Annotated in this window: 16 protein-coding genes; 11 read left to right on the top strand and 5 right to left on the bottom strand. The window is 59.7% G+C overall.

The window, feature by feature from the left end; all coding sequences use genetic code 11:
* Positions 1-131: 131 nt before the first annotated feature.
* The 4 genes from FBY04_RS29290 to FBY04_RS29270 all read left to right on the top strand — a co-directional run bounded on the left by FBY04_RS29290 (position 132) and on the right by FBY04_RS29270 (position 8241).
* Positions 132-1124: an AraC family transcriptional regulator gene (locus tag FBY04_RS29290; protein WP_145318829.1), complete on the top strand. Its 993-nt coding sequence runs from the start codon at positions 132-134 to the stop codon at positions 1122-1124.
* Between the two features lie 243 nt (positions 1125-1367).
* Complete coding sequence (locus tag FBY04_RS29280; RefSeq protein ID WP_084317699.1) at positions 1368-2399, top strand: histone deacetylase family protein; 1032 nt, start codon at positions 1368-1370, stop codon at positions 2397-2399.
* A 13-nt stretch (positions 2400-2412) separates the two neighbouring features.
* Positions 2413-3513, top strand: coding sequence for a polyamine ABC transporter substrate-binding protein (locus FBY04_RS29275; protein WP_084317698.1), 1101 nt, complete (start codon positions 2413-2415; stop codon positions 3511-3513).
* Between the two features lie 147 nt (positions 3514-3660).
* The gene (locus FBY04_RS29270) at positions 3661-8241 is read left to right on the top strand and encodes a DUF6543 domain-containing protein (protein WP_145318823.1); all 4581 of its coding nucleotides are present in this window, start codon (positions 3661-3663) and stop codon (positions 8239-8241) included.
* A gap of 31 nt (positions 8242-8272) precedes the next feature.
* On the opposite strand, the gene FBY04_RS29265 is transcribed toward FBY04_RS29270, so the two are convergent.
* Positions 8273-9820, bottom strand: a complete 1548-nt coding sequence (locus tag FBY04_RS29265; protein WP_145318820.1) for a PLP-dependent aminotransferase family protein — start codon at positions 9818-9820, stop codon at positions 8273-8275.
* A gap of 90 nt (positions 9821-9910) precedes the next feature.
* On the opposite strand from FBY04_RS29265, the gene FBY04_RS29260 reads away from it, so the two are divergent.
* The 3 genes from FBY04_RS29260 to FBY04_RS29250 are packed head-to-tail and all read left to right on the top strand — an operon-like array spanning position 9911 to position 11680.
* Complete coding sequence (locus FBY04_RS29260; protein WP_145318817.1) at positions 9911-10534, top strand: FMN-binding negative transcriptional regulator; 624 nt, start codon at positions 9911-9913, stop codon at positions 10532-10534.
* A 10-nt stretch (positions 10535-10544) separates the two neighbouring features.
* Positions 10545-10991: a GNAT family N-acetyltransferase gene (locus FBY04_RS29255; protein ID WP_084317694.1), complete on the top strand. Its 447-nt coding sequence runs from the start codon at positions 10545-10547 to the stop codon at positions 10989-10991.
* 17 nt (positions 10992-11008) lie between these two features.
* A complete protein-coding gene (locus FBY04_RS29250; protein WP_084317693.1) occupies positions 11009-11680 on the top strand; it encodes a GNAT family N-acetyltransferase in 672 nt (223 codons plus the stop codon).
* A gap of 119 nt (positions 11681-11799) precedes the next feature.
* On the opposite strand, the gene FBY04_RS29245 is transcribed toward FBY04_RS29250, so the two are convergent.
* On the bottom strand, positions 11800-12699 hold the full coding sequence (locus FBY04_RS29245; RefSeq protein WP_084317692.1) for a homocysteine S-methyltransferase family protein: 900 nt from the start codon (positions 12697-12699) through the stop codon (positions 11800-11802).
* A gap of 113 nt (positions 12700-12812) precedes the next feature.
* Between FBY04_RS29245 and FBY04_RS29240 the strand changes: the two genes are divergently transcribed.
* The 3 genes from FBY04_RS29240 (at position 12813) to FBY04_RS29230 (ending at position 17011) form a co-directional block, all read left to right on the top strand.
* Positions 12813-13634: an ABC transporter substrate-binding protein gene (locus FBY04_RS29240; RefSeq protein WP_145318814.1), complete on the top strand. Its 822-nt coding sequence runs from the start codon at positions 12813-12815 to the stop codon at positions 13632-13634.
* Complete coding sequence (locus FBY04_RS29235; RefSeq protein WP_145318810.1) at positions 13631-14467, top strand: amino acid ABC transporter permease; 837 nt, start codon at positions 13631-13633, stop codon at positions 14465-14467. Before FBY04_RS29240 ends, FBY04_RS29235 begins: the two co-directional genes overlap by 4 nt.
* 369 nt (positions 14468-14836) lie before the next feature.
* The gene (locus tag FBY04_RS29230; RefSeq protein WP_145318807.1) at positions 14837-17011 is read left to right on the top strand and encodes an autotransporter domain-containing protein; all 2175 of its coding nucleotides are present in this window, start codon (positions 14837-14839) and stop codon (positions 17009-17011) included.
* 115 nt (positions 17012-17126) lie between these two features.
* Here FBY04_RS29230 and oadA read toward each other — a convergent pair whose 3' ends face one another.
* The gene (oadA, locus tag FBY04_RS29225) at positions 17127-18935 is read right to left on the bottom strand and encodes a sodium-extruding oxaloacetate decarboxylase subunit alpha (protein ID WP_084317688.1); all 1809 of its coding nucleotides are present in this window, start codon (positions 18933-18935) and stop codon (positions 17127-17129) included.
* A gap of 11 nt (positions 18936-18946) precedes the next feature.
* Positions 18947-20362 carry an acetyl-CoA carboxylase biotin carboxylase subunit gene (locus FBY04_RS29220; protein WP_084317687.1) on the bottom strand — a complete coding sequence of 472 codons (1416 nt, stop codon included), beginning with the start codon at positions 20360-20362 and terminating at the stop codon, positions 18947-18949.
* Between the two features lie 190 nt (positions 20363-20552).
* Here FBY04_RS29220 and FBY04_RS29215 point away from each other — a divergent pair, with 190 nt between their 5' ends.
* Positions 20553-21515 (top strand): LysR family transcriptional regulator, encoded by a 963-nt coding sequence (locus tag FBY04_RS29215; RefSeq protein ID WP_084317686.1) that lies wholly within the window; start codon positions 20553-20555, stop codon positions 21513-21515.
* Here FBY04_RS29215 and FBY04_RS29210 read toward each other — a convergent pair.
* Complete coding sequence (locus tag FBY04_RS29210; RefSeq protein ID WP_017341588.1) at positions 21457-21666, bottom strand: PA3496 family putative envelope integrity protein; 210 nt, start codon at positions 21664-21666, stop codon at positions 21457-21459. The two genes, FBY04_RS29215 and FBY04_RS29210, sit on opposite strands and share 59 nt — an antisense overlap.
* Positions 21667-21880 lie beyond the last annotated feature (214 nt).

Genomic DNA, 21880 nt, shown 5'->3' with positions numbered 1-21880 from the left:
GCTTGCTGGCGATCCGGCCAACGCGGTGCATCAGATACACCGCGTTATCGTTCTTCGCCAGCAAGCCGGCGCCTACAAGTGCTCGGCATGTAACTTGCTGCTTTCCAGCCATCCCAAGGCTGGAACATCCCATGCTCCACTCCCACATCACCACCCTCAACGCCGTCTCTCTGGTGCTCAACACCTTCAAGGCCGAAGGTCTGTCGAGCGAAGCGCTACTCGCCGGAAGTGGCATCAGTGCGGCAGATCTGAACCGGGCCGACACGCGCATCACCACCAATCAGGAGATGCAGGTCTGCGCCAACGCGGTCGCGCTCAAGCGTGACATCGGCCTGGAACTGGGTCGGCGCATGCACGTTTCCTGCTACGGGATGCTCGGTTATGCACTGCTCACCAGTGCCACCTTCGGTGACGCTTTGCGCCTGGCAATGCGGTATCCGGCGCTGTTGGGAACACTTTTCGAGCTGAGCCTGGAGGAGGACGGCGAACGCGTCTGGTTCGTCGCCGCCGACTACCGGGAGAGCCCGGCGATGGCGGTGTTCAATGCCGAATTCTGCCTGGTGTCGTTGAAAGTCATCTGTGACGACCTGCTCGGTCACCCGCTGCCGTTGATCGCAGCACGTTTCGAACATGCTGCGCCGGACTATCAAGCGACCTACGCCGAACACTTCAACTGCCCGCTGCACTTCGACGCGCGGGACAACGCCTTCGCCTTCGACAGGCGCTGGCTCGACCAGCCCCTGCCGCTCGCGGATGTCATCACCCATCAGGCCATGGCCGAACGCTGCCGCAAGCAGAACATCGAGTTCACCGGGCGCCAGGCGTGGCTGGGGCGGATTCGCCAACTGCTCAGCGCTCAACTGAATGCGGCGCCAGGGCTCGAAGGGTTGGCCGAGCAGATGAATTGCTCGGCGCGAACCCTGCGCCGACACCTCAAGGATCTGGGGTGCAGCTATCAGGAATTGCTGGATGAGCTGCGGTTCGAGCAGGCCAAACACATGCTCTGCGAAGACCAGATGCCCATTTACCGGATCGCTGAAGCGCTGGGCTTCAGCGAGACCGCGAGTTTCCGCCATGCGTTTGTGCGCTGGAGTGGGGTGGCGCCGAGCCAGTTCCGCCCGTAACACAGGCCTGTAGGAGCCGGCTTGCTGGCGAAGAACGATAACGCGGTTTTCCTGATACACCGCGTTCAGCGGATCGCCAGCAAGCCGGCTCCTACAAGAGCGAACACCGTTGCGCCAACAAGGGGCGAATTTCGGTCAACTATTTTGGCCATATCAATCCCCTTTTGGCCTTTCCTGCCGTTCTCCGAATCGCCATCCGCCGCAAGACTGTAGCCAACCGAATCAGCCTGCGGAGAACAAGAAATGCTGACGATCTACTCGCACGATCACCACCTGCACCACGGCCGTTGTGAATTGATAGACGGGCAACTCAAGCCCTGCTTTGAAATGCCTTCGCGTGCTGACCACGTGCTGGCGCGGGTGCAAAACCAGAACCTGGGGCCCGTCGAAGCGCCGAAGGACTTCGGCCTCGACCCGATCGCGCGCATCCACAGCCGCGACTACCTCGACTTCTTCAAAGGCGCCTGGTCCCGCTGGACCGAATTCAACACCGACGGCGACTTGCTGCCCTACACATGGCCGGCCCGCACCTTGCGCGCCATCAAGCCCACCAGCCTGCACGGCCAGCTCGGTTATTACAGCTTCGACGGTGGCGCGCCGATTACCGCCGGCACCTGGCAAGCGGCGTACAGCGCAGCCCAAGTGGCGCTCACCGCCCAGGCAGAAATCCAGCGTGGCGCACGCAGCGCCTTCGCGTTGTGCCGCCCACCGGGACATCACGCCGCCAGCGACTTGATGGGCGGTTATTGCTACCTCAACAACGCCGCCATCGCCGCTCAAGCGTTCCTTGATCAGGGCCACAGGAAAGTGGCGATCCTCGACGTCGATTACCACCACGGCAACGGCACGCAATCGATTTTCTACGAGCGCAGCGACGTGCTGTTCACCTCGATCCACGGCCATCCGGAAGCCGAATTCCCGTTCTTCCTCGGTTATGAGGACGAGCTGGGCGAAGGCGCGGGCGAAGGCTTCAATTTCAACTACCCTTTGCCCGCCGGCAGCGGTTGGGACATCTGGAGCGCAGCACTGGAAAACGCCTGCAAAGAGATCGAAAAATACGGCGCCGACATCGTTGTCGTGTCCCTGGGCGTCGATACGTTCAAGGACGATCCCATCTCCCAATTCAAACTCGACAGCCCGGATTACCTGGCGATGGGCGAGCGCATTGCGAAGCTCGGCGTGCCGACGCTGTTCGTGATGGAAGGCGGTTACGCGGTCGAAGAAATCGGCATCAACGCCGTGAACGTTCTTGAAGGTTTTGAAAGCGCTCAATGAGGAATCAACAATAATGAACAGACTCAAGCGTCTTATCGTCCCCGCCCTGTGCGCCACGGTGCTCAGCGGGGCCGCTCACGCCGAAGAGCGAACGTTGCGCGTCTACAACTGGTTCGACTACATCACCCCCAAAGCGCTGGAAGACTTCAAGGCGCAGAACACCCAGACCAAACTGGTCTACGACATCTTCGACACCAACGAAGCGCTGGAAGCCAAACTGCTGACCGGCAACTCCGGTTACGACGTGGTGGTGCCGTCCAACGTGTTCCTCGCCAAGCAGATCGAGGCCGGTGTTTTCCAGCCGCTGGACCGCAGCAAACTGCCGAACTGGAACCACCTCGATCCCAAGTTGATGAAGCTGATCGAAGCCAACGACCCGGGCAACAAATTCGCCGTGCCGTACATGTACGGCACCATCCTGATCGGCTTCAACCCGGACAAGGTCAAAGCCGCGCTGGGCGCCAATGCGCCGGTGGACAGCTGGGACCTGATCTTCAAGGAAGAGAACATCAGCAAGCTCAAGCAGTGCGGCGTCGCCCTGCTCGACTCGCCGTCGGAGATCCTGCCGCTGGCCCTGCAACACCTGGGTCTGGACCCTAACAGCAAAAAGCCGGCGGACTACGCAAAGGCTGAAGCGCTGTTGATGAAAATCCGGCCGTACGTCACGTACTTCCACTCCTCCAAGTACATGGCCGATATCGCCAACGGCGACATCTGCGTCGCGGTCGGTTATTCCGGCAGTTTCTCCCAGGCCGCCAACCGCGCCAAGGAAGCCAAGAACGGCGTGATCGTCGACATGCGCCTGCCCAAGGAAGGCGCGCCAATCTGGTTCGACATGCTCGCCATTCCGAAGGGCGCGAAGAATACGGAAGACGCCTACACCTTCATCAACTACTTGCTGCAACCGCAGGTGATCGCCCCGGTCAGCGACTTCGTCGGTTACCCGAACCCGAACAAGGACGCCACGGAAATGGTCGACCCGGCGATCCGCAACAACCCGAACCTGTATCCGACCGAAGCGGCCATGGGCACGCTTTACACACTGCAACCGCTGCCGCGTGATGCCGAACGTGCGCGCACGCGGGCCTGGACCAAGATCAAGTCCGGGACCTGATCTCACGCAAGATCAAAGACCCGCGCAATAGCGGGTCTTTTTTTGCCTGCGATAACTATCTACCACCTTCAATCCTTCACGGCCCTCTACCTTGCCCGGACATCGCGCTGCCCCGTCAGCGCTACATCGGCAACAGGAAAAACGGCCATGCCCGACACGCCCTCCGAAATCTCTGAAGATATATTGACCCAACTGGTGACTGGCCCTTCGATCAGGGAAGTTGCTTCGAATTCACTGCGAACCGCCCTCGGTACCGCGTATCCACAGCTGCACATCGACCCGAACCTGACCATGGTGGTAACGCCCGTCTGGACCATCGCCGGCAAAGAGGTCACGCCGGGCAACAACCGGTTTGAATCCCTGACCGACGTGTTGGTGCGACTCGGTTTAGCGGGCACGACAGTGACCTACATCGACGGGGAACATTTTCTGACCCGGCCCCCCATCGTCGACCCGGCCGTTCATCTGCCGGTAAAGATCGATGCCCTCGGGTGCCTGCTCAACAAACTGGCCCGACAGCTGTTCGTGGCCTATCAGGAACGACAGCTCGATTACTGGAACCAGCACATCGCCGGGTCGAAGACTCGCTGGCATCAACTCTCTGCGGCACTGCGCGACCTTTGGAACGTCGACGAAAAGGCTGGCTGGGACGAAGACCAGCGGGCCATGGTCCGCACCCTCCATGATCACCCGCAGCGGGCCGAGCGACTATCAAACGACCAATACGCAACCAAGGCCTGCCTGATCGATATCGACGACCTCGGCAAACAGCCCGCCCGGCACTTGAGACTGCTGGACATTGCAGTAGCGGTCGGCACCCTGGGTGAGCGCACGCTGATCGTTACCCATTCGATTGCAGAAGGCTTCAAGCATTACGACTCACTGGCGGCATTGGGTGAAACGCTGTCCGCGCGCATTGCTGCATCCGCGACCGATCGTGCGCTTCAATGGCGCCTGTATGAACCCACCGGCCATTTCTTCGATCACCAGGCCTGCGCCCTGATCGCGCTGGAAATCGATGCCATCGGCTCACTCGGTGACACGCCTGCACCGTTGGCCCCCACCCATGCCCCGCAGATCAGCGCCGCGGCAAAACATTTCACGGACTATCACGAACAGCCCGCTTCACGTTTCAGCCAGATCCAGCGTCTGTTGCCCGACTGGATGACCAGCGCCCCACCCTCCGACCTCACACGCTACAGCCGACACCTGATGGACCTGGCACTGCTGCGGGAACAGAACGCCGGTAAATCCTTCGATGAAGGCATTCCCTCTCTGCCCGATTTCACCTTGCAAGCGCTGATCGATCAGATGATCAAGGACAAAAAGATTCGGGACCAATCGGCTGCAACGGCGCTGAAACTGGACGACATCGAAGTCTGCATCACCAGCCTCGTCGTTCTCGGCGCGGTCATCGTACCGGGCAAGACCCAGACCCAGACCCTCACGCTGATGGAACTGGCACTGCAAAACCTGATCGCCGCACCTGCGGGCAACAAGACCGTGCAATACAAAAACGGCGAAGCGGCGCCTGTGTGGATGACACCGGCTTACCTGGAGGAACTCGTCACCCGCGTTAACATCGGGGAAACCTACCCCGCCCTGATCAAAAGCAAACTGCTCACCGGTCCCGCGGAAAGTCTGCGTCGACAGAACCTCTACACCAGCCACCTGCGCATACAACTGCCGCTACAGGCGCTGCAACTCAAGATTCGCGGCGAAGCCGGCATCGACGAACAGGGTTATCGCTTCGTTGTCGCGGCCATGCAGGAAAAGCCAGACGATCGTTATGTCGACGGGCTGGAAATCGTCATTCGCCCGCTGGCGTTCATTCCGGGAGGACGCACGGACAGCGAGGCCGACGTCGTCGCCAACATGTTCGTGATCGGACCCCGACTGGCCGACAAAGGCCCCTGCCTCCTGTTACGACCCTTGCTCGATCATCCGCTGATCCAGTATTGCGGCGAAGCCAACCTCTTGTATGCGATCAAGCACAACAAAGCGCTTCGTCAGTCAGTCCTGGCCTGGCTGCCGGAGGACGTGCAGTTCAACTATTCGCAGTATGTGTTCCCCGGTCAGTTGCCCTCTGTCTGGACGCTGTCGCAATGGCTGACCGACCCGACGTCGACACTGGGCATGATGGGAACGCTGACCTTAAGCGAGACGCCCGCCGTCGAGCCTTCTGTGCAGGCACTGTTCACCGCCAATGCCAACGCGCTGGTCACCCTGGCCGACCGGCAATCGGTCTCCAATGCGGAACGTCGCTGGGCCACGCTCAAACAGGCCGCGTGGATGCTGTTCAATGTTGCACTGCCCTTTTTCGGCCGCACGGGCGCAGCGGCGGCCTGGATCTGGCAAATCATGGACGACCTGCACGAAGCCAATGAAGCCAGCGAAGCTGGCGACAGCGATCAGGCATGGGCCGCACTGACCGATCTGTTTCTATCACTGGGCATGGTGCTCGCCCATCACGCGGCCACGCGCAGCAAACCCGCGCCACGCGCTGTAGAGAAGAGCTTGCCCCTCGCCATAAAGCCGCTGCCGGCGGCAAAAATCACCCTGACGCAACTGCCCGATCTCGCCGCAGATTATTTACCTGCCAACCATGAAACGTCCGTGCACCACCAAGGCGTGTTGATGCCGGGTCCTTTGGCCACCCTGCTGAACGGGTTGGCAATTGCGAAACCTGCTGAACTGAAAGAGCCGTTGACCCTACCCGGCCGTCACCGGTTCCTGAGCCCCCTCAACCAGAAATGGTATGCCAGGGTCGGTCAGCGCTGGTTTGAAGTCATGCTTGACGACAATGATGATGTGCAGATCATCGACTCACGGCAAACGCCTGCAACAACGGGCCCGCTGCTGTTTCATTCCGCGAAGGGCGAATGGTTCATCGACACGCGCCTGAGGTTGCGTGGCGGGGGTAAGGGCCGAAAGGAAATCGAGCGTAAAAACCAACAGCATAAGGAGAACCTGAGACGGCAACTGACAACGTTCGATGCCCGCAAACGGGGTTTGCAAAACGAGCTCGAAGCCGCGGAAAAGACCGCCGACACCCATCGCCAGCCCTTGATCGATGTATTGGACTCACAGCTGACGGAATATGGCGCCTATATCGAGCAGCTCAAGACCTACAACACCCTCGAGTCCATCCCCAACTACCGCCCGGTAATGGTCAGTTGTCTGGATTATCAACTGTCACTGACCCAGAAATGGTTCGAGCGGCAAAATCGCGTGTTCGGTGAGCGTATGCGCGAATCGCTCGAACTACTGGACGACGTGCCCCCGTCGGACGCTCGATCAGCGCGCCAGGCGCATCAACTCACCAGTGACATGACCCAGGGTTTTATCGACAAGATCGAGTTCGCCCACGCGCGCATCGAGGAGCTGCTGCGTCTGGGCAAAGAAGGGGCAGAAACCGCCCGTGAGTACCAGGCACAGCTGCCGACGTTCAGCCTGCACGACCTGAAACTTTTCCAGATCAGCCTTGCCCAGGAGCTATGCCTCAACGACACCGTTACAGTCACCACCCCGCTGGCTCGCCAGGCCATGCAACAAATGGTCGAAGATGCCGGGCTCACCATTCAGTCCTCGATGGACCTTGCCGCCGACCACACCACCCTGCCGCTGCTTGAGCGGATCGACGGTTTCAATGATCTGGTGGAGCAGTTTGCAACCCTGGACCTGCGGATTCTCGATCTGCCCGAAGAATTCCCGCAACAGCTGCTGCAGACGCCGCTGGACCTCATGCGTCAGCGGATCGAAGCGTTCAAGGAACAGTGTATGAGTCAACTGGTGGGCTTGTTGCACGAGCGCAGACTGCTGGAGCCTGCACCGGGGCCTTCCCGCCCGGCTCCGTCGACCAAACGCCTGATCAAGACTCGCTTCAAGGGTACGGTGGTCGGCAAGCTCCGCGAGCGCACAGCCGTTGATAACACCGACCTGATCGACGTGACTTCACCGCTCACCAACAAAGTCATCGCGACCTTTCATGAGAAAACCCCCGGTGTGTGGCTCGAACATGTGCCGCTCACGGCAAAAGTGCCGACCACCCCGCGACCGGATTTGACAGCCAGCGTCCAGGCGGGCCAGTCACTGTTGGATCGATCAGGGGCATTGACCCACCGCACCGAGGCAGATGCACTACGGGCCGGGCGCATCCCGGTGGAAATCGAGGAGGTGTTTCATCAACAGGCCCGTCAGATGGAAGCCGCCGCCGACGCCATCGAAAAGGCCCTGATCGATAAAAACCTCACCGACAGCGGGCCGGGTTCTGGCGCCAGCCTTGCCAAGAGGCTCAATGAAGAAGCGACCCGCCTTTACGAAAAGGGCCGCGAGACCCGGATCGACATGATCAAGCGACAACTCCCCATTGCGGCTCGCGTGGAGTGGCTGCACGAAAGAGGCTTGGTGAATATCGTCAAGAACGCCGCCCGAAAACAGACAAAACGCAGAAAGGACTATTTCGATGAGTATGAAATTCGTGACTCTTCCACCGGGAATGTACTTTGGTACGCCCACTTTCATTATCCAAAACCCGACACCGCGGTCGGTGGATATACCGCTGCCCATCTGAAAACCGTCGCACAACGAACACTGGGCGGAGCGTTTGATTGGCGAACAGCGCGCACCAACAACGAATTGATCGCGATCGAACGCAGCGAAATCAGCCCCCAACTGGCCAAAGCGCTGTTCTTGCCCAAGGCCAGTTCCACTGCCTCAAAGGCGTGAGCCTCACGCCAGTTAAAAAGCGAACACCCGGTTAGCGCCAGACCTTTTCCAGACGCCCGAGTGCTGCGCTGATGGCCGCTTCGGGCACCGCTGCGAATCCCAGGACCAGCCCGGCGCGCTGGTCCGGCGGGGTTTGCGAATCCGGCAACCAGTAGCTGCTCAGGGCGTTGATCTCGACATCGACACTGGCGGCTTTTTCGACAAGCTCGAGCTCGCGAGCCTGGGAGTCGATGGCCACGGTCATGTGCAGCCCTGCCGCGACACTCGGCGGACTGCCGACGCCGGGGATGTTTTGTGGCCAGCCTGCCAACAACGTATTGCGTCGACTCAAGGCGGCCCTGCGCATGCGACGGATATGCCGCTGAAAGTGCCCGGCGGCCATGAACTCGGCCATGACCGCCTGGGTGCTCACTTCGGAATGTCGAACATCAACCGCACGGCGTTGCGAGAAGGCCTGGACCAAACCGGGCGGCAGTACCAGATAACCCAGTCTTAGTGCCGGGAAGGCGACTTTGCCAAAGGTCCCGACGTACAAAACCCGGCCCTGGCGATCGAGCGCCGCCAACGGTGCCAGGGGCGCGCCGCTGTAGCGGTATTCGCCATCGTAGTCGTCCTCGACGATCCAGCCTTGGGTGCGCTCGGCCCACGCCAACAACTCAAGACGCCGCGCCAGACTCATCACCACCCCGGTCGGGTATTGATGCGAAGGCGTGACGTAAGCCAGCCGACAATCGCCGAGCCGGGTCAGTTCGGTGCAATCTATGCCCTCGCTGTCCACCGCCACGCCATGCAATTTCGCACCGGCCACCGCGAACGCATGACCCGCCGCCCGATACCCTGGATTTTCAACCGCCACCCCATCGCCCGGTTCCACCAGCAGCTGTGCACAAAGGCTAATCCCCTGCTGTGCGCCACTGGTGATCACTATTTGCTCAGCCGTGCACTGCATGCCCCGGGAGCTGCGCAAATAAGCAGCAATCATTCCGCGCAATCGCGCATCGCCCGCCGGATCGCCGTAGCACAGCTGCTGCAAATCCGGTTTTCGCCAGAAAGCCGCATTCAGCTTGGCCCAGACCTCGAAGGGAAACAGATCGAATGCCGGAACGCCTACCCGAAATGCGCGCGGCGGACCACTCGGGGGGAGGGCCAAATGGTTGTGTTCAACGCGCCCCAGCGCCCCACTGTGGATAACTTTACTGGATGGAACCACAGGTAAATCCAGCCAATTTGTGGATAAGGCTGTGGGTAACCCTGTTGAAAACCCTGTGGATACTTTTGTGGATAGTTTTTTTGCCGGGAGCGCCGTTTGCGGTAATTGCGCGACATAGGTTCCGTCACCGACACGCCCTTCGATAAACCCTTCGGCATAGAGCTGATCGTAAGCCCGCACCACGCTGTTGCGGGAAATCGCCAGTGCTGCCGCCAGATCGCGGCTGGCCGGCAATCGCGTGCCACTGGCCAATCGACCGTCGAGCACACGCAAGCGCAAGGCCTGGTAAAGCTGACGACTCAGGCCTTGACGGCGATCAAGTTCGATACCCGCAGGGTTGAACGACAAGGAAATCGGCGCATCCGTCATGACAATGGACCTATGAAATTCGTCATTAATGGCTCTTACAACAGACCAATAGCCTGCCTAGGATGCAGGCATTCGCCAAGGAGTTTTTCCATGTACACCCCCAGCGGCTTTGCCATCAACGATCTGGACGAACTGCAGCAACAGATACTCGGCACCCGCCTCGCGATGGTCGTTACCCACGGCGAGCAAGGCCTGCAAGCCAGCCATCTGCCGCTGCTGTTCCGCCCTGACCAAGGTCCGAACGGCACCCTCTACGGTCACTTCGCCCGAGCCAATCCACAGTGGAAAGAACTGCACAGTGGTGCCGAAGCGCTGGTGATCTTTGCTGGCGCCGACGCTTATGTCAGCCCCGGTTTTTATCCGAGCAAAGCCGAGCACGGCAAAGTCGTGCCGACCTGGAACTACGTCGCTGTGCACGCTTACGGCACGGCTGAAGTGTTCACAGACGCCGAGCGCCTGCTCAACCTGGTCAGCGCACTGACCGATCGCCACGAGGCCGGTCGCGCCCAACCGTGGACAGTTGCCGACGCACCCGCCGATTACATCGACGGAATGCTCAAGGCCATCGTCGGGTTTGCCCTGCCGATCCAGCGCCTGGAAGGCAAACGCAAACTCAGCCAGAACCGCAGCGCTGCAGATATCGCCGGTGTGCGCGAGGGGCTCGCCGCCAGCTCCGATGCGCATGATCAGACCCTCGCCCACTTGATGCGTTAAGGAACCCCACATGAGTCAGATCGACATCCGCCAGGTCACCGCCGGCGATCACGCTGAATGGCTGCCGTTGTGGCAAGCCTACCTGCGTTTCTACAACACCGAACTGCCCGAGGCCGTGACTGACAGTACCTGGCAACGCATGCTTGACCCGACCGAACTGACCCATTCGGCCTTGGCGAGGGTCAATGGCAAAGCGGTGGGTATGGTGAACTTCATCTACCATCGCTCGAACTGGAGCATCGAAAACTCCTGCTACCTGCAAGACTTGCTGGTGACACCCGAAACCCGCGGCACTGGTGTTGGCCGCAAGCTGATCGAATTCGTCTACGCCACCGCCAAAGCGGACGGTTGCTGCAAGGTCCATTGGTTGACCCACGAAACCAACGCCACCGCGATCCAGCTCTACGAGCGCATCGCCGAACGTCCTGGTTTCATCCAGTTTCGCAAAGCCATTTAAGGTTCAAGGAGAACAGCATGTCGACTTCACTCGCGGACTGGAAAGGTGTCCCGGCACCGTCCGTTGAAACCATCGAAGGTCGTTTCATCCGTCTGGAAAAACTCGACCCGGCGCGTCACGCCGACGGCTTGTGGAAAGCCCTGCAAGGCCCCGGCTCCGACCCGAAACTTTGGGATTACTTGCCTTACGGTCCATTCCCGGAGCGCAGCGCATTCAACGACTGGCTGAACAACCACGCGGCCAACAGCGACCCGTATTTCTTCAGCGTGATCGACCGGGCCAGCGGCGACGTGCAAGGCATCCTCAGTCTGATGTCTATCGTGCCGTCTCAGGGCCGCATCGAGATCGGCCATGTGACCTTCGGCGCGCCGATGCAGCGTTCGCCGAAAAGTACTGAAGCGGTTTATCTGCTGGCCAAGGAATCCTTTGCACTGGGTTATCGACGCCTGGAGTGGAAGTGCAATAACGGCAATGCACGCTCCAAGTACGCGGCGGAGCGGCTGGGGTTCAGTTTTGAAGGGGTGTTCCGCCAGCACATGGTGGTCAAGGGTCAGAACCGGGATACGGCCTGGTATTCGATTCTGGATTCGGAATGGCCGGCGATTGGTGCGGGGTTTGAGCGCTGGTTAAGCGATGAGAATCAGGCGGGATCGGGGCAGGTGAAAACGTTGGCGGAGTGCCGCGGGTAATTTAGCAGCGCCCTTTCGGACGCCATCGCTAGCAAGCCAGCTCCTACAAGGGTTATGCGTTGATCACAACATCGTGATCCACCGAAATCCTGTAGGAGCTGGCTTGCTAGCGATGGGCATCACGCCAACTTCTGGGCCAGTACCGCAATATGCTCCGGCCCGATCCCGCAGCAACCACCCAAATGGCTGGCACCGCGCTCTTTCCAGTCCGCCGCCCAATGCAAGTATCCCGGCGGGTCCAGATCTTCGCGCAACGGGTCCAGACCGTCATTGGCCGTCGCCTCTTTCGGTTGCGGCGGGAAGGCATTGGCGTAGGCGCCGATGTGAATCTTCACCCGCAAACGCTCGAACGTTTCCCGCGCCGCATCAATCGCAGCCCCGATCACTTCCGGCTGACTGCAGTTGAACAGCAACGTCTCGACGCCCAGCTCGGCCGCTACCGCAGCGGCTTCAGCCACCGGTTCACCGGAGCGTAAACGCGGCACTTCGTCCGTGTCCTCATCCTTGAGGGTAAACGACAGCCAGAACGGCTTGCCGTCCTTCGGCAGACCGGCGTGAATCGCTCGCGCCTCAACGATCGAACTTTGGGTTTCCGCCAGCCACAGGTCGACATACGGCGCCAGCCCCTCGACCAGCGGCGAAAGCAGTTCGGTCACCCGGGTCGCGTCGAACAAATCCGGACGATAGGAGCCGAACAACGGCGGCAGTGACCCCGCCACACGAACCGGTTTGCCCGCAGCCTCAACTGCGCGCCGGGCCAACTCCCCGGCCAACGCCGCGAGGGCCTGGCCTTCGGCAGCAAAGCGCTCCTCGCCAATGTGAAAAGGCACCACCGCGTAACTGTTGCTGGTGATCACGTTCGCGCCGCTCTGGATATAAGCCGCGTGCACCGCTTCCACAGCCTGAGGCGCTTCACTCAAGGCCAGCGCCGACCATTCGGGCTGTCTGAACGGCGCGCCCCGGCGCTGTAACTCACGACCCATGCCGCCATCCAGAATCACTGTGCTTGCTGCGCCCATATGCTTTTCACTCATAAGCTTATGAAAATAACTCACTACCGGAGTCGTTCTTATAACTATTTAATACGCACCATCCGGTTAATAACAACCATTTTTTTATCAGGGACCGAACTGTGAAATTTCAACCGCTATTGGCCTTGGGCCTGACAATTCTGGCTGCCTCCACCCAGGCTTTTGCTGGCGCCACGCTGGACCGCATCGAGCAAAAGAAAGAACTGGTCGGCGTGTTGATGGAAAGCTATCCACCCTTCTCGTTCCTCAATGACCAGAACCAGCTCGACGGTTTCGATGTTGATGTGGCCAAAGCCGTGGCGGACAAACTCGGCGTCAAACTGCGCCTCGAAACCCCGTCCTGGGACGTGATCGCGGCCGGCCACTGGAGCGGGCGCTACGACATTTGCATTTGCTCGATGACCCCGAGCAAGGCCCGCGCCGAGGTCTTCGACTTCCCGGTCGAGTACTACGCCTCGCCAGCGGTGATCGTGGTCAACGTCAAGGACGACAGCATCCACGGCGCCAAAGACCTGAGCGGCAAGAAAGTCGGCCTTACCAGTGCTTCCAGCTACGAAAGCTACTTGAACAAAAACCTGGTGATCGAAGGCGCCGAAGACACGCAGTTGCAGTACCCGTTCGAAAACGTGCAGATCGCCCCGTACGACACCGACAACGTAGCGTTTCAGGACCTGGGACTGGGCGCGGGCGTGCGACTGGATGCGGTCCTCACCAACCTCGTCACCGCGCAGCCGCGCCTGACCGAAGACAAACGCTTCAAGCTCGCCGGCGCACCGCTTTATTCGGAACCGAACTCGGTGGCCATTGAAAAAGGCGATGCCCAATGGGACGCCAAGGTGCGTGACGTCTTCGCGCAATTGAAACAGGACGGCACCCTGACCAGGCTCTCGCAAAAATGGATCGGTGCCGATATCAGCCAATGACCTCTTTCCCAACCCCTCCTCAGCCGCCACAACCGGTGACTGAGTCCCGGCTGCAACGGATCTTCGGTTTTCGCACGCGGCTGTACCTGACCTGGGCAGCGATGCTCGGTTTGTTCACCAGTTTCTTCCTGAGCTTCGACCTGAAGTTCTCGATCATCCTCGACAAACTGCCCAACCTGATCGGCCTGCACCTGGCGCCAAACGGCTTTTTGCAAGGCGCGGCACTGACGCTGTTTTTGTGCCTGTGCTCCATCGTCGCGTCGTCGCTGCTGGGCTTCATCACCGCTCTCGCGCGGCTGTCGAAAAGCGCCGTGGCCTTCGGGATTGCGAGTTTCTACGCCTCGTTCTTTCGCGGCACACCGCTGCTGATCCAGATCCTGCTGATCTACCTTGGCCTGCCGCAACTCGGCATCGTGCCCGGCGCCATCGCCGCCGGCATCATCGCCCTGTCGCTGAACTACGGCGCCTACCTGAGCGAAATCTTCCGCGCCGGCATCCTCGGCGTCCCCCACGGCCAACGCGAAGCCTCGCTGGCACTGGGCATGCGCGAAACCGTGATCTTCTGGCGCGTCACCCTGCCGCAAGCCATGCGCACCATCATCCCGCCAACCACCAATCAATTCATCTCGATGCTCAAAGACTCGTCACTGATCTCGGTGATGGGGGTGTGGGAAGTGATGTTCCTGGCGCAGTCGTATGGGCGATCGAGCTATCGCTATATCGAAATGCTGACGACGGCGGCGGTGATTTACTGGGTGATGTCGATCGGGTTGGAGCTGATTCAGGCGAGGATGGAGCGGCATTATGGGAAGGCGTATTTGAGTCGAAGCTAGGGAAGGATTGCAGCTTTCAAACACACGCAACCCTTGTAGGAGCCCGGCTTGCCAGTGATGGCGTCCGCGAGATCGCCATCGCCAGCAAGCCGGCTCCTACAACAACTAGACGGCGGCAGCGGCATCAGCAATCAGGGGTAGATAGGCAGAGGTAAATGAGTTTTTGATTGTGTGAAATGTACTCTCGTACGGAGAGGATGTAGGGAAAACCAGCGCCGCGGCATCAGCAGAAACCTTAATTTCCCTGTAGCCAGCCTTTTTTCCACAAAACGATCCGACACTACCCGCGCTACGCGCCGGAACCGGCTGACATCCGCAAAATCAGCCGCCTTTTAGAGTTTGGCCTCCTGTCAACAGAGGCCAAATTCGATGCCCATTCAACACACGTACCGTCCCCACAATCTCGCCCTGGCGATTGCACTTGCACTGGGTTGCACTGGATTTTCCCACGCCCAAGATCCGACAACGGCTACCGCCCCCTCAGCCCTCGTCGAGGTCACCGAACAGTCAGATGTAGGGCTGAAGACCGATCCGCTTGCCAGACTTTCAGCTTTTATCGGGGCGAGCGACACCCAGACCACAGTGATCGACTCGCCACAAAGCGTTGTAAAAGGAGGAGACGACCACGACCTCATCATCGTCAAGAACGGGGGCAGCTTCAAAGGACGCGCTGAAGGTGGCGGCGGAACCAACGTCATCCATCTTGATGCCTCAGACGGTGGCACGCTGGGCGACACACGCAACTTCCACGGGCTTTACCTTTCAGAGGGCTCATGGACACTGTCCAGTAAAGGCGACTTCATAGAAGGCGTGGTGGTCCTGAATGACGGAATCCTGACCAATAATGGGAAAATCCTGGGGGACGCGGTTACAGTCGGGCAGCTCTTCAATAACGGCGAAATAAAGGGTCACGTCGACGTCGTAGAGGGTGGTACTTTCGCGGGGTCTGGCACCGTCGGCAGCCTAGGCGTGCATGGTCTTGTCGATATCAACAGATTGCACGGCGCGCCCAAGGTCAGAGGTGACTTGAGCCTATCCGAGAAAGCCGTATTGGCGTACGAGGTCAACCCTGATGGCAGCGCAGGAACGATAAAGGTCGGAGGCACTGCCAGCCTGGGCGGCGCCACACTGAAAATCGTCGCAATGCCGGGCGAGTATCCGCAAAGCAGCCAGCACACCATCATTGAGGCTAAAAAGGTAGAAGGCGAATTCGGCAAAGTCCTCCACGACCTGGCCTATATGGAACCCTCTCTGCAATACAACAAAAAGACGGTCGGTCTGACCTACGCCCGTAACGATGTGCCCATCGCGAGTTTCGCTACTTCCGAAAGCGGGCAGGCGTTCGGCCAAAGCATCATCGAGCCGCAAAACATTGCCAAAACTCAAACATCCTCTGAGAGCATGCCCAGCAGCATCGTCGAAAAGACAACTGAAGACTCCGCCACAACTGCGCAACCATCTGCTGCCACAAGCACTGCCGCCGCAGCTCAACAAACGTCCACCTCAACGAACGCCGCCGTTACCGCCCTTCTCGCCTCCGATAGAGCGACCGCCCCCTATGCCCTCGAAATTCTGGCCGGCGACAGCAACGCCAATCTCGCCAAGGCGACGCTGAACAGCGACGGCCCTGTCACCGCCACCCTTCTCTCGGCCATGCGCCAGCTAAACAACACCGGTGTCTCTTACAATCAGAACCGTACGCCTCGTCTGGCGGCCGGAAGCGAAGGGAGTGGCAGGGTCTGGCTTCAGGCGCTGGGACACAGCGGGAAACTCGATCGCGAATATCATCCCTTGCAGCACTCCAGCCAAGGTTTGGTATTGGGAGCCGATAGGCAAGTTGATGAACACTGGCGACTGGGGGTGATGGCAGGCCAATCCCGTACCCGTCAGAAAAGCACGGAGCTCGTGGGTGATTTGGACAGTTGGCACGTGGGGGCTTACGCCCTGCTTCAGGACGGACCGATGTCCTTGCGCATGGGTGCGACTCACAATAGCCACGACGGAAACAGCGCTCGCCGGGTCGAATTCTCCGGTTTCAAGGATCGCCCCAAAGGCCGCTACGATGCGTCTACCCAACAAGCCTTCGCGGAAGTCGGTTACAACCTGGGCCGCGCCAACTTCAGCATCGAGCCGTTTGCGAGCGTTGGATACCAACGTTATCAGCGCGACAGTTTCACGGAAAAAGGTGGCGATGCAGCGCTGAACGTCCACGGGCAGTCCGAGGAAAACTTCAGCAGCACATTCGGCCTCCGTCTGGCGAAGCTCAATACGCTGGATAACGGTGTGCAACTGTCACCGCGCGTGAGCGCTGGCTGGAAACACTCATACGGCAAGATCTACACCGAAACCAGGCAACGTCTTGTCACCGGAGGGAATGACTACAGCGTCTACAGTGCGCCATTGGATCGGAACTCGTTGATGGTCGATGCGGGCGTGGACCTCAAGCTTTCCACACGCAATACCCTCGGTTTGGGCCTCACGGGTGAAATGGGCAGCGACAGCCGCAGTCACGGTGTCACAGGTCAGTGGCGAATGACGTTCTAATCAGCAAATGACACCGCTCCCACAGTATTGGTGAGTGGCGCCACGAACTCCGGGCGAAAAAAAAGGGGAGCACATGCCCCCCCGAGGTTTAAAGCGTTATATCGAGGCTGTTAACTCAGCCTTCGATCTCGATCAGGATTTCGCCCGGATTCACTCGGTCACCCTTGGCTACGTGGATGGCGGTGACCTTGCCGGCGATGGCCGCCTGGACTTCGGTTTCCATCTTCATCGCTTCGGTGATCAGCACGGCCTGGCCGGCTTTGACGGTGTCGCCTTCCTTGACCAGCACGTCGACGATATTGCCCGGCATGGTGGTGCTGACGTGGCCCGGTGCAGTGGCTTGCTTGCGCTTGCTGCTGCCGCCGCTGACGAATTCGTTGAGCGGTTCGAACACTACTTCTTCCGGCATGCCGTCGATGGACAGGTAGAAGTGACGCTTGCCTTCAGCCTTGACGCCGACACCGGTGATGTCGACGCGGTAGGTTTCACCGTGGACGTCGATAACGAACTCGGTCGGCACGCCTTCGCCACCGGCCGAAGCCACGCCACCTGGCTCAGGAATTGGCAGCAGCACTTCTGGAGTCAGCGTGCCGGCAGCGCGTTCTTCGAGGAATTTGCGGCCGATGTCCGGGAACATGGCGTAGGTCAGCACGTCTTCTTCAGACTTGGCCACGGCGCCGATTTCGGCACGCAGCTTGGTCATTTCCGGCTTGAGCAAGTCGGCAGGACGGACGTCGATCACGTCTTCGCTGCCGATCGCCTGGCGACGCAGTTTTTCGTTCACGGTGCCCGGCGCTTTGCCGTAGCCGCCTTGCAGGTAAAGCTTCACTTCGTTGGTGATGGTCTTGTAGCGCTCGCCGGCCAGCACGTTGAAAAACGCCTGGGTACCGACGATTTGCGAGGTCGGGGTCACCAGCGGAGGGAAGCCGAGGTCTTCACGAACCCGCGGGATTTCGGCCAGCACTTCCGCCATGCGGTTCAGGGCGCCCTGCTCTTTCAACTGGTTGGCCAGGTTGGAGATCATCCCGCCCGGTACCTGGTTGACTTGCACGCGGGTGTCGACGGCGGTGAATTCGCTTTCGAACTGGTGGTATTTCTTGCGCACGGCGTAGAAGTACAGGCCGATCTCTTGCAGCAGTTCCAGGTTCAGGCCGGTGTCGTACTCGCTGCCTTTCAGGGCGGCAACCATCGACTCGGTGCCTGGGTGACTGGTGCCCGAGGCGAAACTGGAGATCGCAGTGTCGATGTGATCGGCACCGTTTTCGATGGCCTTGAGTTGGCACATCGTGGCCAGGCCAGCGGTGTCGTGGGAGTGGATGAAGACCGGCAGCGACTGCTCGGATTTCAACGCCTTGACCAATTCGCCGGTGGCGTATGGCGTCAGCAGGCCAGCCATGTCCTTGATTGCCACCGAGTCGCAACCCATGGCTTCCATTTGCTTGGCTTGCGCAACGAACGCGTCGATGGTGTGCACCGGGCTGGTGGTGTACGCGATGGTGCCCTGGGCGTGTTTACCGGCCGCTTTTACGGCTTCGATGGCGACGCGCAGGTTACGCACGTCGTTCATCGCATCGAAGATACGGAACACGTCGATGCCGTTGACCGCCGCCTTGGCGACGAAAGCCTTGACCACGTCGTCGCTGTAATGGCGGTAGCCCAGCAGGTTCTGGCCACGCAAGAGCATTTGCAGGCGCGTGTTAGGCAGCGCAGCGCGCAGCTGACGCAGACGCTCCCACGGGTCTTCTTTCAGGAAACGTACGCAAGCGTCGAAGGTCGCGCCGCCCCAGCACTCCAGCGACCAGTAGCCGACTTTGTCGAGCTTGTCGCAGATCGGCAGCATGTCTTCGGTGCGCATGCGGGTGGCGAGCAGCGATTGGTGGGCGTCGCGCAGGATTGTGTCGGTAACGTGGATTTTCTTGGTCATTGGAATATTCCTCACAGGCCTGCGTGGGCGGCGATGGCGGCGGCGATGGCCAGGGCCAGCTCTTCGGGTTTGCGCTTGATCGAGTAGTTGGTCAGTTCAGGGTGGCTTTCAACGAAGCTGGTATTGAACTGGCCGCTACGGAATTCCGGGTTGCGCAGGATTTCCTGGTAGTACGCGGCGGTGGTCTTGACCCCCTGCAGACGCATGTCGTCGAGGGCGCGCAAGCCACGGTCCATCGCCTCTTCCCAGGTCAACGCCCACACCACCAGCTTCAGGCACATGGAGTCGTAGAAAGGCGGAATGGTGTAGCCGGTGTAGATCGCTGTGTCGGTGCGCACGCCGGGGCCGCCGGGCGCGTAGTAACGGGTGATCTTGCCGAAGCTCGGCAGGAAGTTGTTCTTCGGGTCTTCGGCGTTGATCCGGAACTGCAGCGCAAAACCGCGGTGCTGGATGTCTTCCTGTTTCACCGAAAGCGGCAGGCCGGACGCGATGCGGATCTGCTCGCGCACGATATCGATGCCGGTGATTTCTTCGGTGATGGTGTGTTCCACCTGCACCCGGGTGTTCATTTCCATGAAGTACACCTCGCCTTCGGCGAGCAGGAACTCCACGGTACCGGCGTTCTCGTAACCCACGGCCTTGGCTGCGCGCACCGACAGGTCGCCGATGTAGGCGCGCTGCTCAGGGGTCAGCTGCGGGCTCGGGGCGATTTCGATGAGCTTCTGGTTGCGGCGCTGGATCGAGCAGTCACGCTCGAACAGGTGCACCACGTTGCCAAAGCTGTCGCCGAGAATCTGCGCTTCGATGTGTTTCGGATTGACGATGCATTTTTCCAGGAACACTTCCGCGGAACCGAACGCCTTGGTGGCTTCGGAGATCACGCGGGGGAATGCCTGTTCGAGTTCTTCACGGCTGTCGCAGCGACGGATACCACGGCCACCACCACCGGAAGTCGCCTTGAGCATCACCGGATAACCGATACGATCGCCTTCGACCAGAGCTTCCTCGATGCCCGCGACGTTGCCTTCGGTCCCCGGGGTGACGGGTACACCCGCCTTGATCATGCTGCGACGGGCTTCAGTCTTGTCGCCCATGCGGCGAATCACTTCAGCCGATGGACCGATGAACTTGATACCGCGCTCTGCGCAGATATCTGCCAGCTCAGCGTTTTCCGAGAGGAAACCGTAGCCGGGATGCAACGCATCACAACCGGTCTCTACCGCCAGATTCACCAGCTTGCGCGCATTCAGGTAACCGGCCAGTGGCTCGGCACCGATGCTGTGGGCTTCATCCGCGCGTTTCACATGCAAGGCATGACGGTCGGCATCGGAATAGATCGCGACCGAGCGAATGCCCATTTCGGCGCAGGCACGCACGATTCGTACGGCAATCTCACCACGGTTGGCGATCAGGATCTTTGTTATCACTTGGAATTTCCCTTGAGCCGGTGGTACCCACGACCTGCTAGAGGAGGTCGACGCGTGACTAAATGTTTCGATTTAGTCGCAGCCCCACACTAGCCCCCGCAAGGGATTAACAAAAATGATTAATTATTGGGTTAGGCATAAGTAAAGACTTATAGTTGAACCGTCAGCCTGGTTCGAGAGCGTGTAGAAAATGCGTAAGTCATTGATGCGTATGACATTGCGTCAATTGCAGATCTTCAATGAAGTCTGTGATTTGCGATCCTACAGCCGCGCAGCGGACGAAATGTCACTCACACAACCTGCCGTGAGCCTGCAGATTCGTCAACTCGAGGAGCTGATCGGTCAGCCGCTGTTCGATTACGTCGGCAAAAAGCTTTACATGACGGAGGCCGCCGAAGCCCTTCAACGTGCCAGCCGGGACATTTTCGGGCGCCTGGAAAACCTCGACATGCAGTTGTCGGACATGCAGGGATCATTGCAGGGCCAGTTGAAACTGGCGGTGGAATCCAGCGCCAAGTATTTCGTGCCGCACCTGTTTGCCGCGTTCAAACGCCAGCATCCGGAAGTGAACCTGCAACTGACCGTGGTCAACCGTGGGCAAGTGATCCGGCGTCTTTCCGACAACCGCGATGACCTGGTGATCATGTCCATGGTGCCGCAGGACATGGGGCTGGAGTTTCTGCCGTTCCTCAACAACCCGATCGTCGCCGTGGCGCCACCGGATCATCCGCTGTGCCACATGGGGCCGCTGCGCCTGCAGGACCTCGAACCCTACACGCTGCTGCTGCGCGAGCCCGGCTCGGGAACGCGACTGGCGTGCGAAGAGTATTTCAAGGAAAAACGCGTGCACTTCAACCAGACCCAGGAGGTGGCATCGGCCGAAGCCCAACGTGAATGTGTGTTGGCGGGTCTGGGCGTCGCGCTGTTGACACGCCACGCCCTGAACCTGGAGTTGGCGACCGGTGGATTGATCGAATTACCGGTCGAAGAGTTGCCGCTGTTTCGCAGTTGGTGCCTGGTGCAGGCCAAGGCCAAACGGCTGTCGCCGGTGGCCCACGCATTCCTTGCGTTTATCCGCAGCGAACGGGTGCAGATCAGCGCCCTGGTTGAGCGTTTCGACGGGAAGTTGCGGGCGCAGCCTGCCAGTAGTTGAGTTCCAGATCAGGAAAGTCGCCGATCTCTGCCAGCAACTGGCGGCGCTCGCAGCGATCTTCGATGGCGCGGCGAAATTCCATGCGGCGCTGGTCTTCTTGCTGACGACGGGTTTTGACGGCGCTGTTGCGTTCTTCGTAGGGCTGGGCCATTTCGAGTCTCCCAAGGCGATTACGGGAGTTACAGGATGGGCGCGGGGGATGACGGTTTGGCGGCTTGCGCGTTACAGCGATGTGAATATTGCAGAGTAGATGTGGCGCTTTTGAGGACGCCTTCGCGAGCAAGCCCGCTTGTGTCTAGATCTAGGAATAAGCTCTGGGGTGAGAGGGGTGGATGGCAAGCTGTGAGTCCGCGGTGCTTGAAGCA

The sequence above is a fragment of the Pseudomonas sp. SJZ080 genome, assembly GCF_007828295.1.
Taxonomy (GTDB): Bacteria; Pseudomonadota; Gammaproteobacteria; order Pseudomonadales; family Pseudomonadaceae; genus Aquipseudomonas; species Aquipseudomonas migulae_A.
The sequence above is the reverse complement of the archived record's forward strand: the minus strand, read 5'-3'. Positions and strand labels throughout refer to the sequence as shown.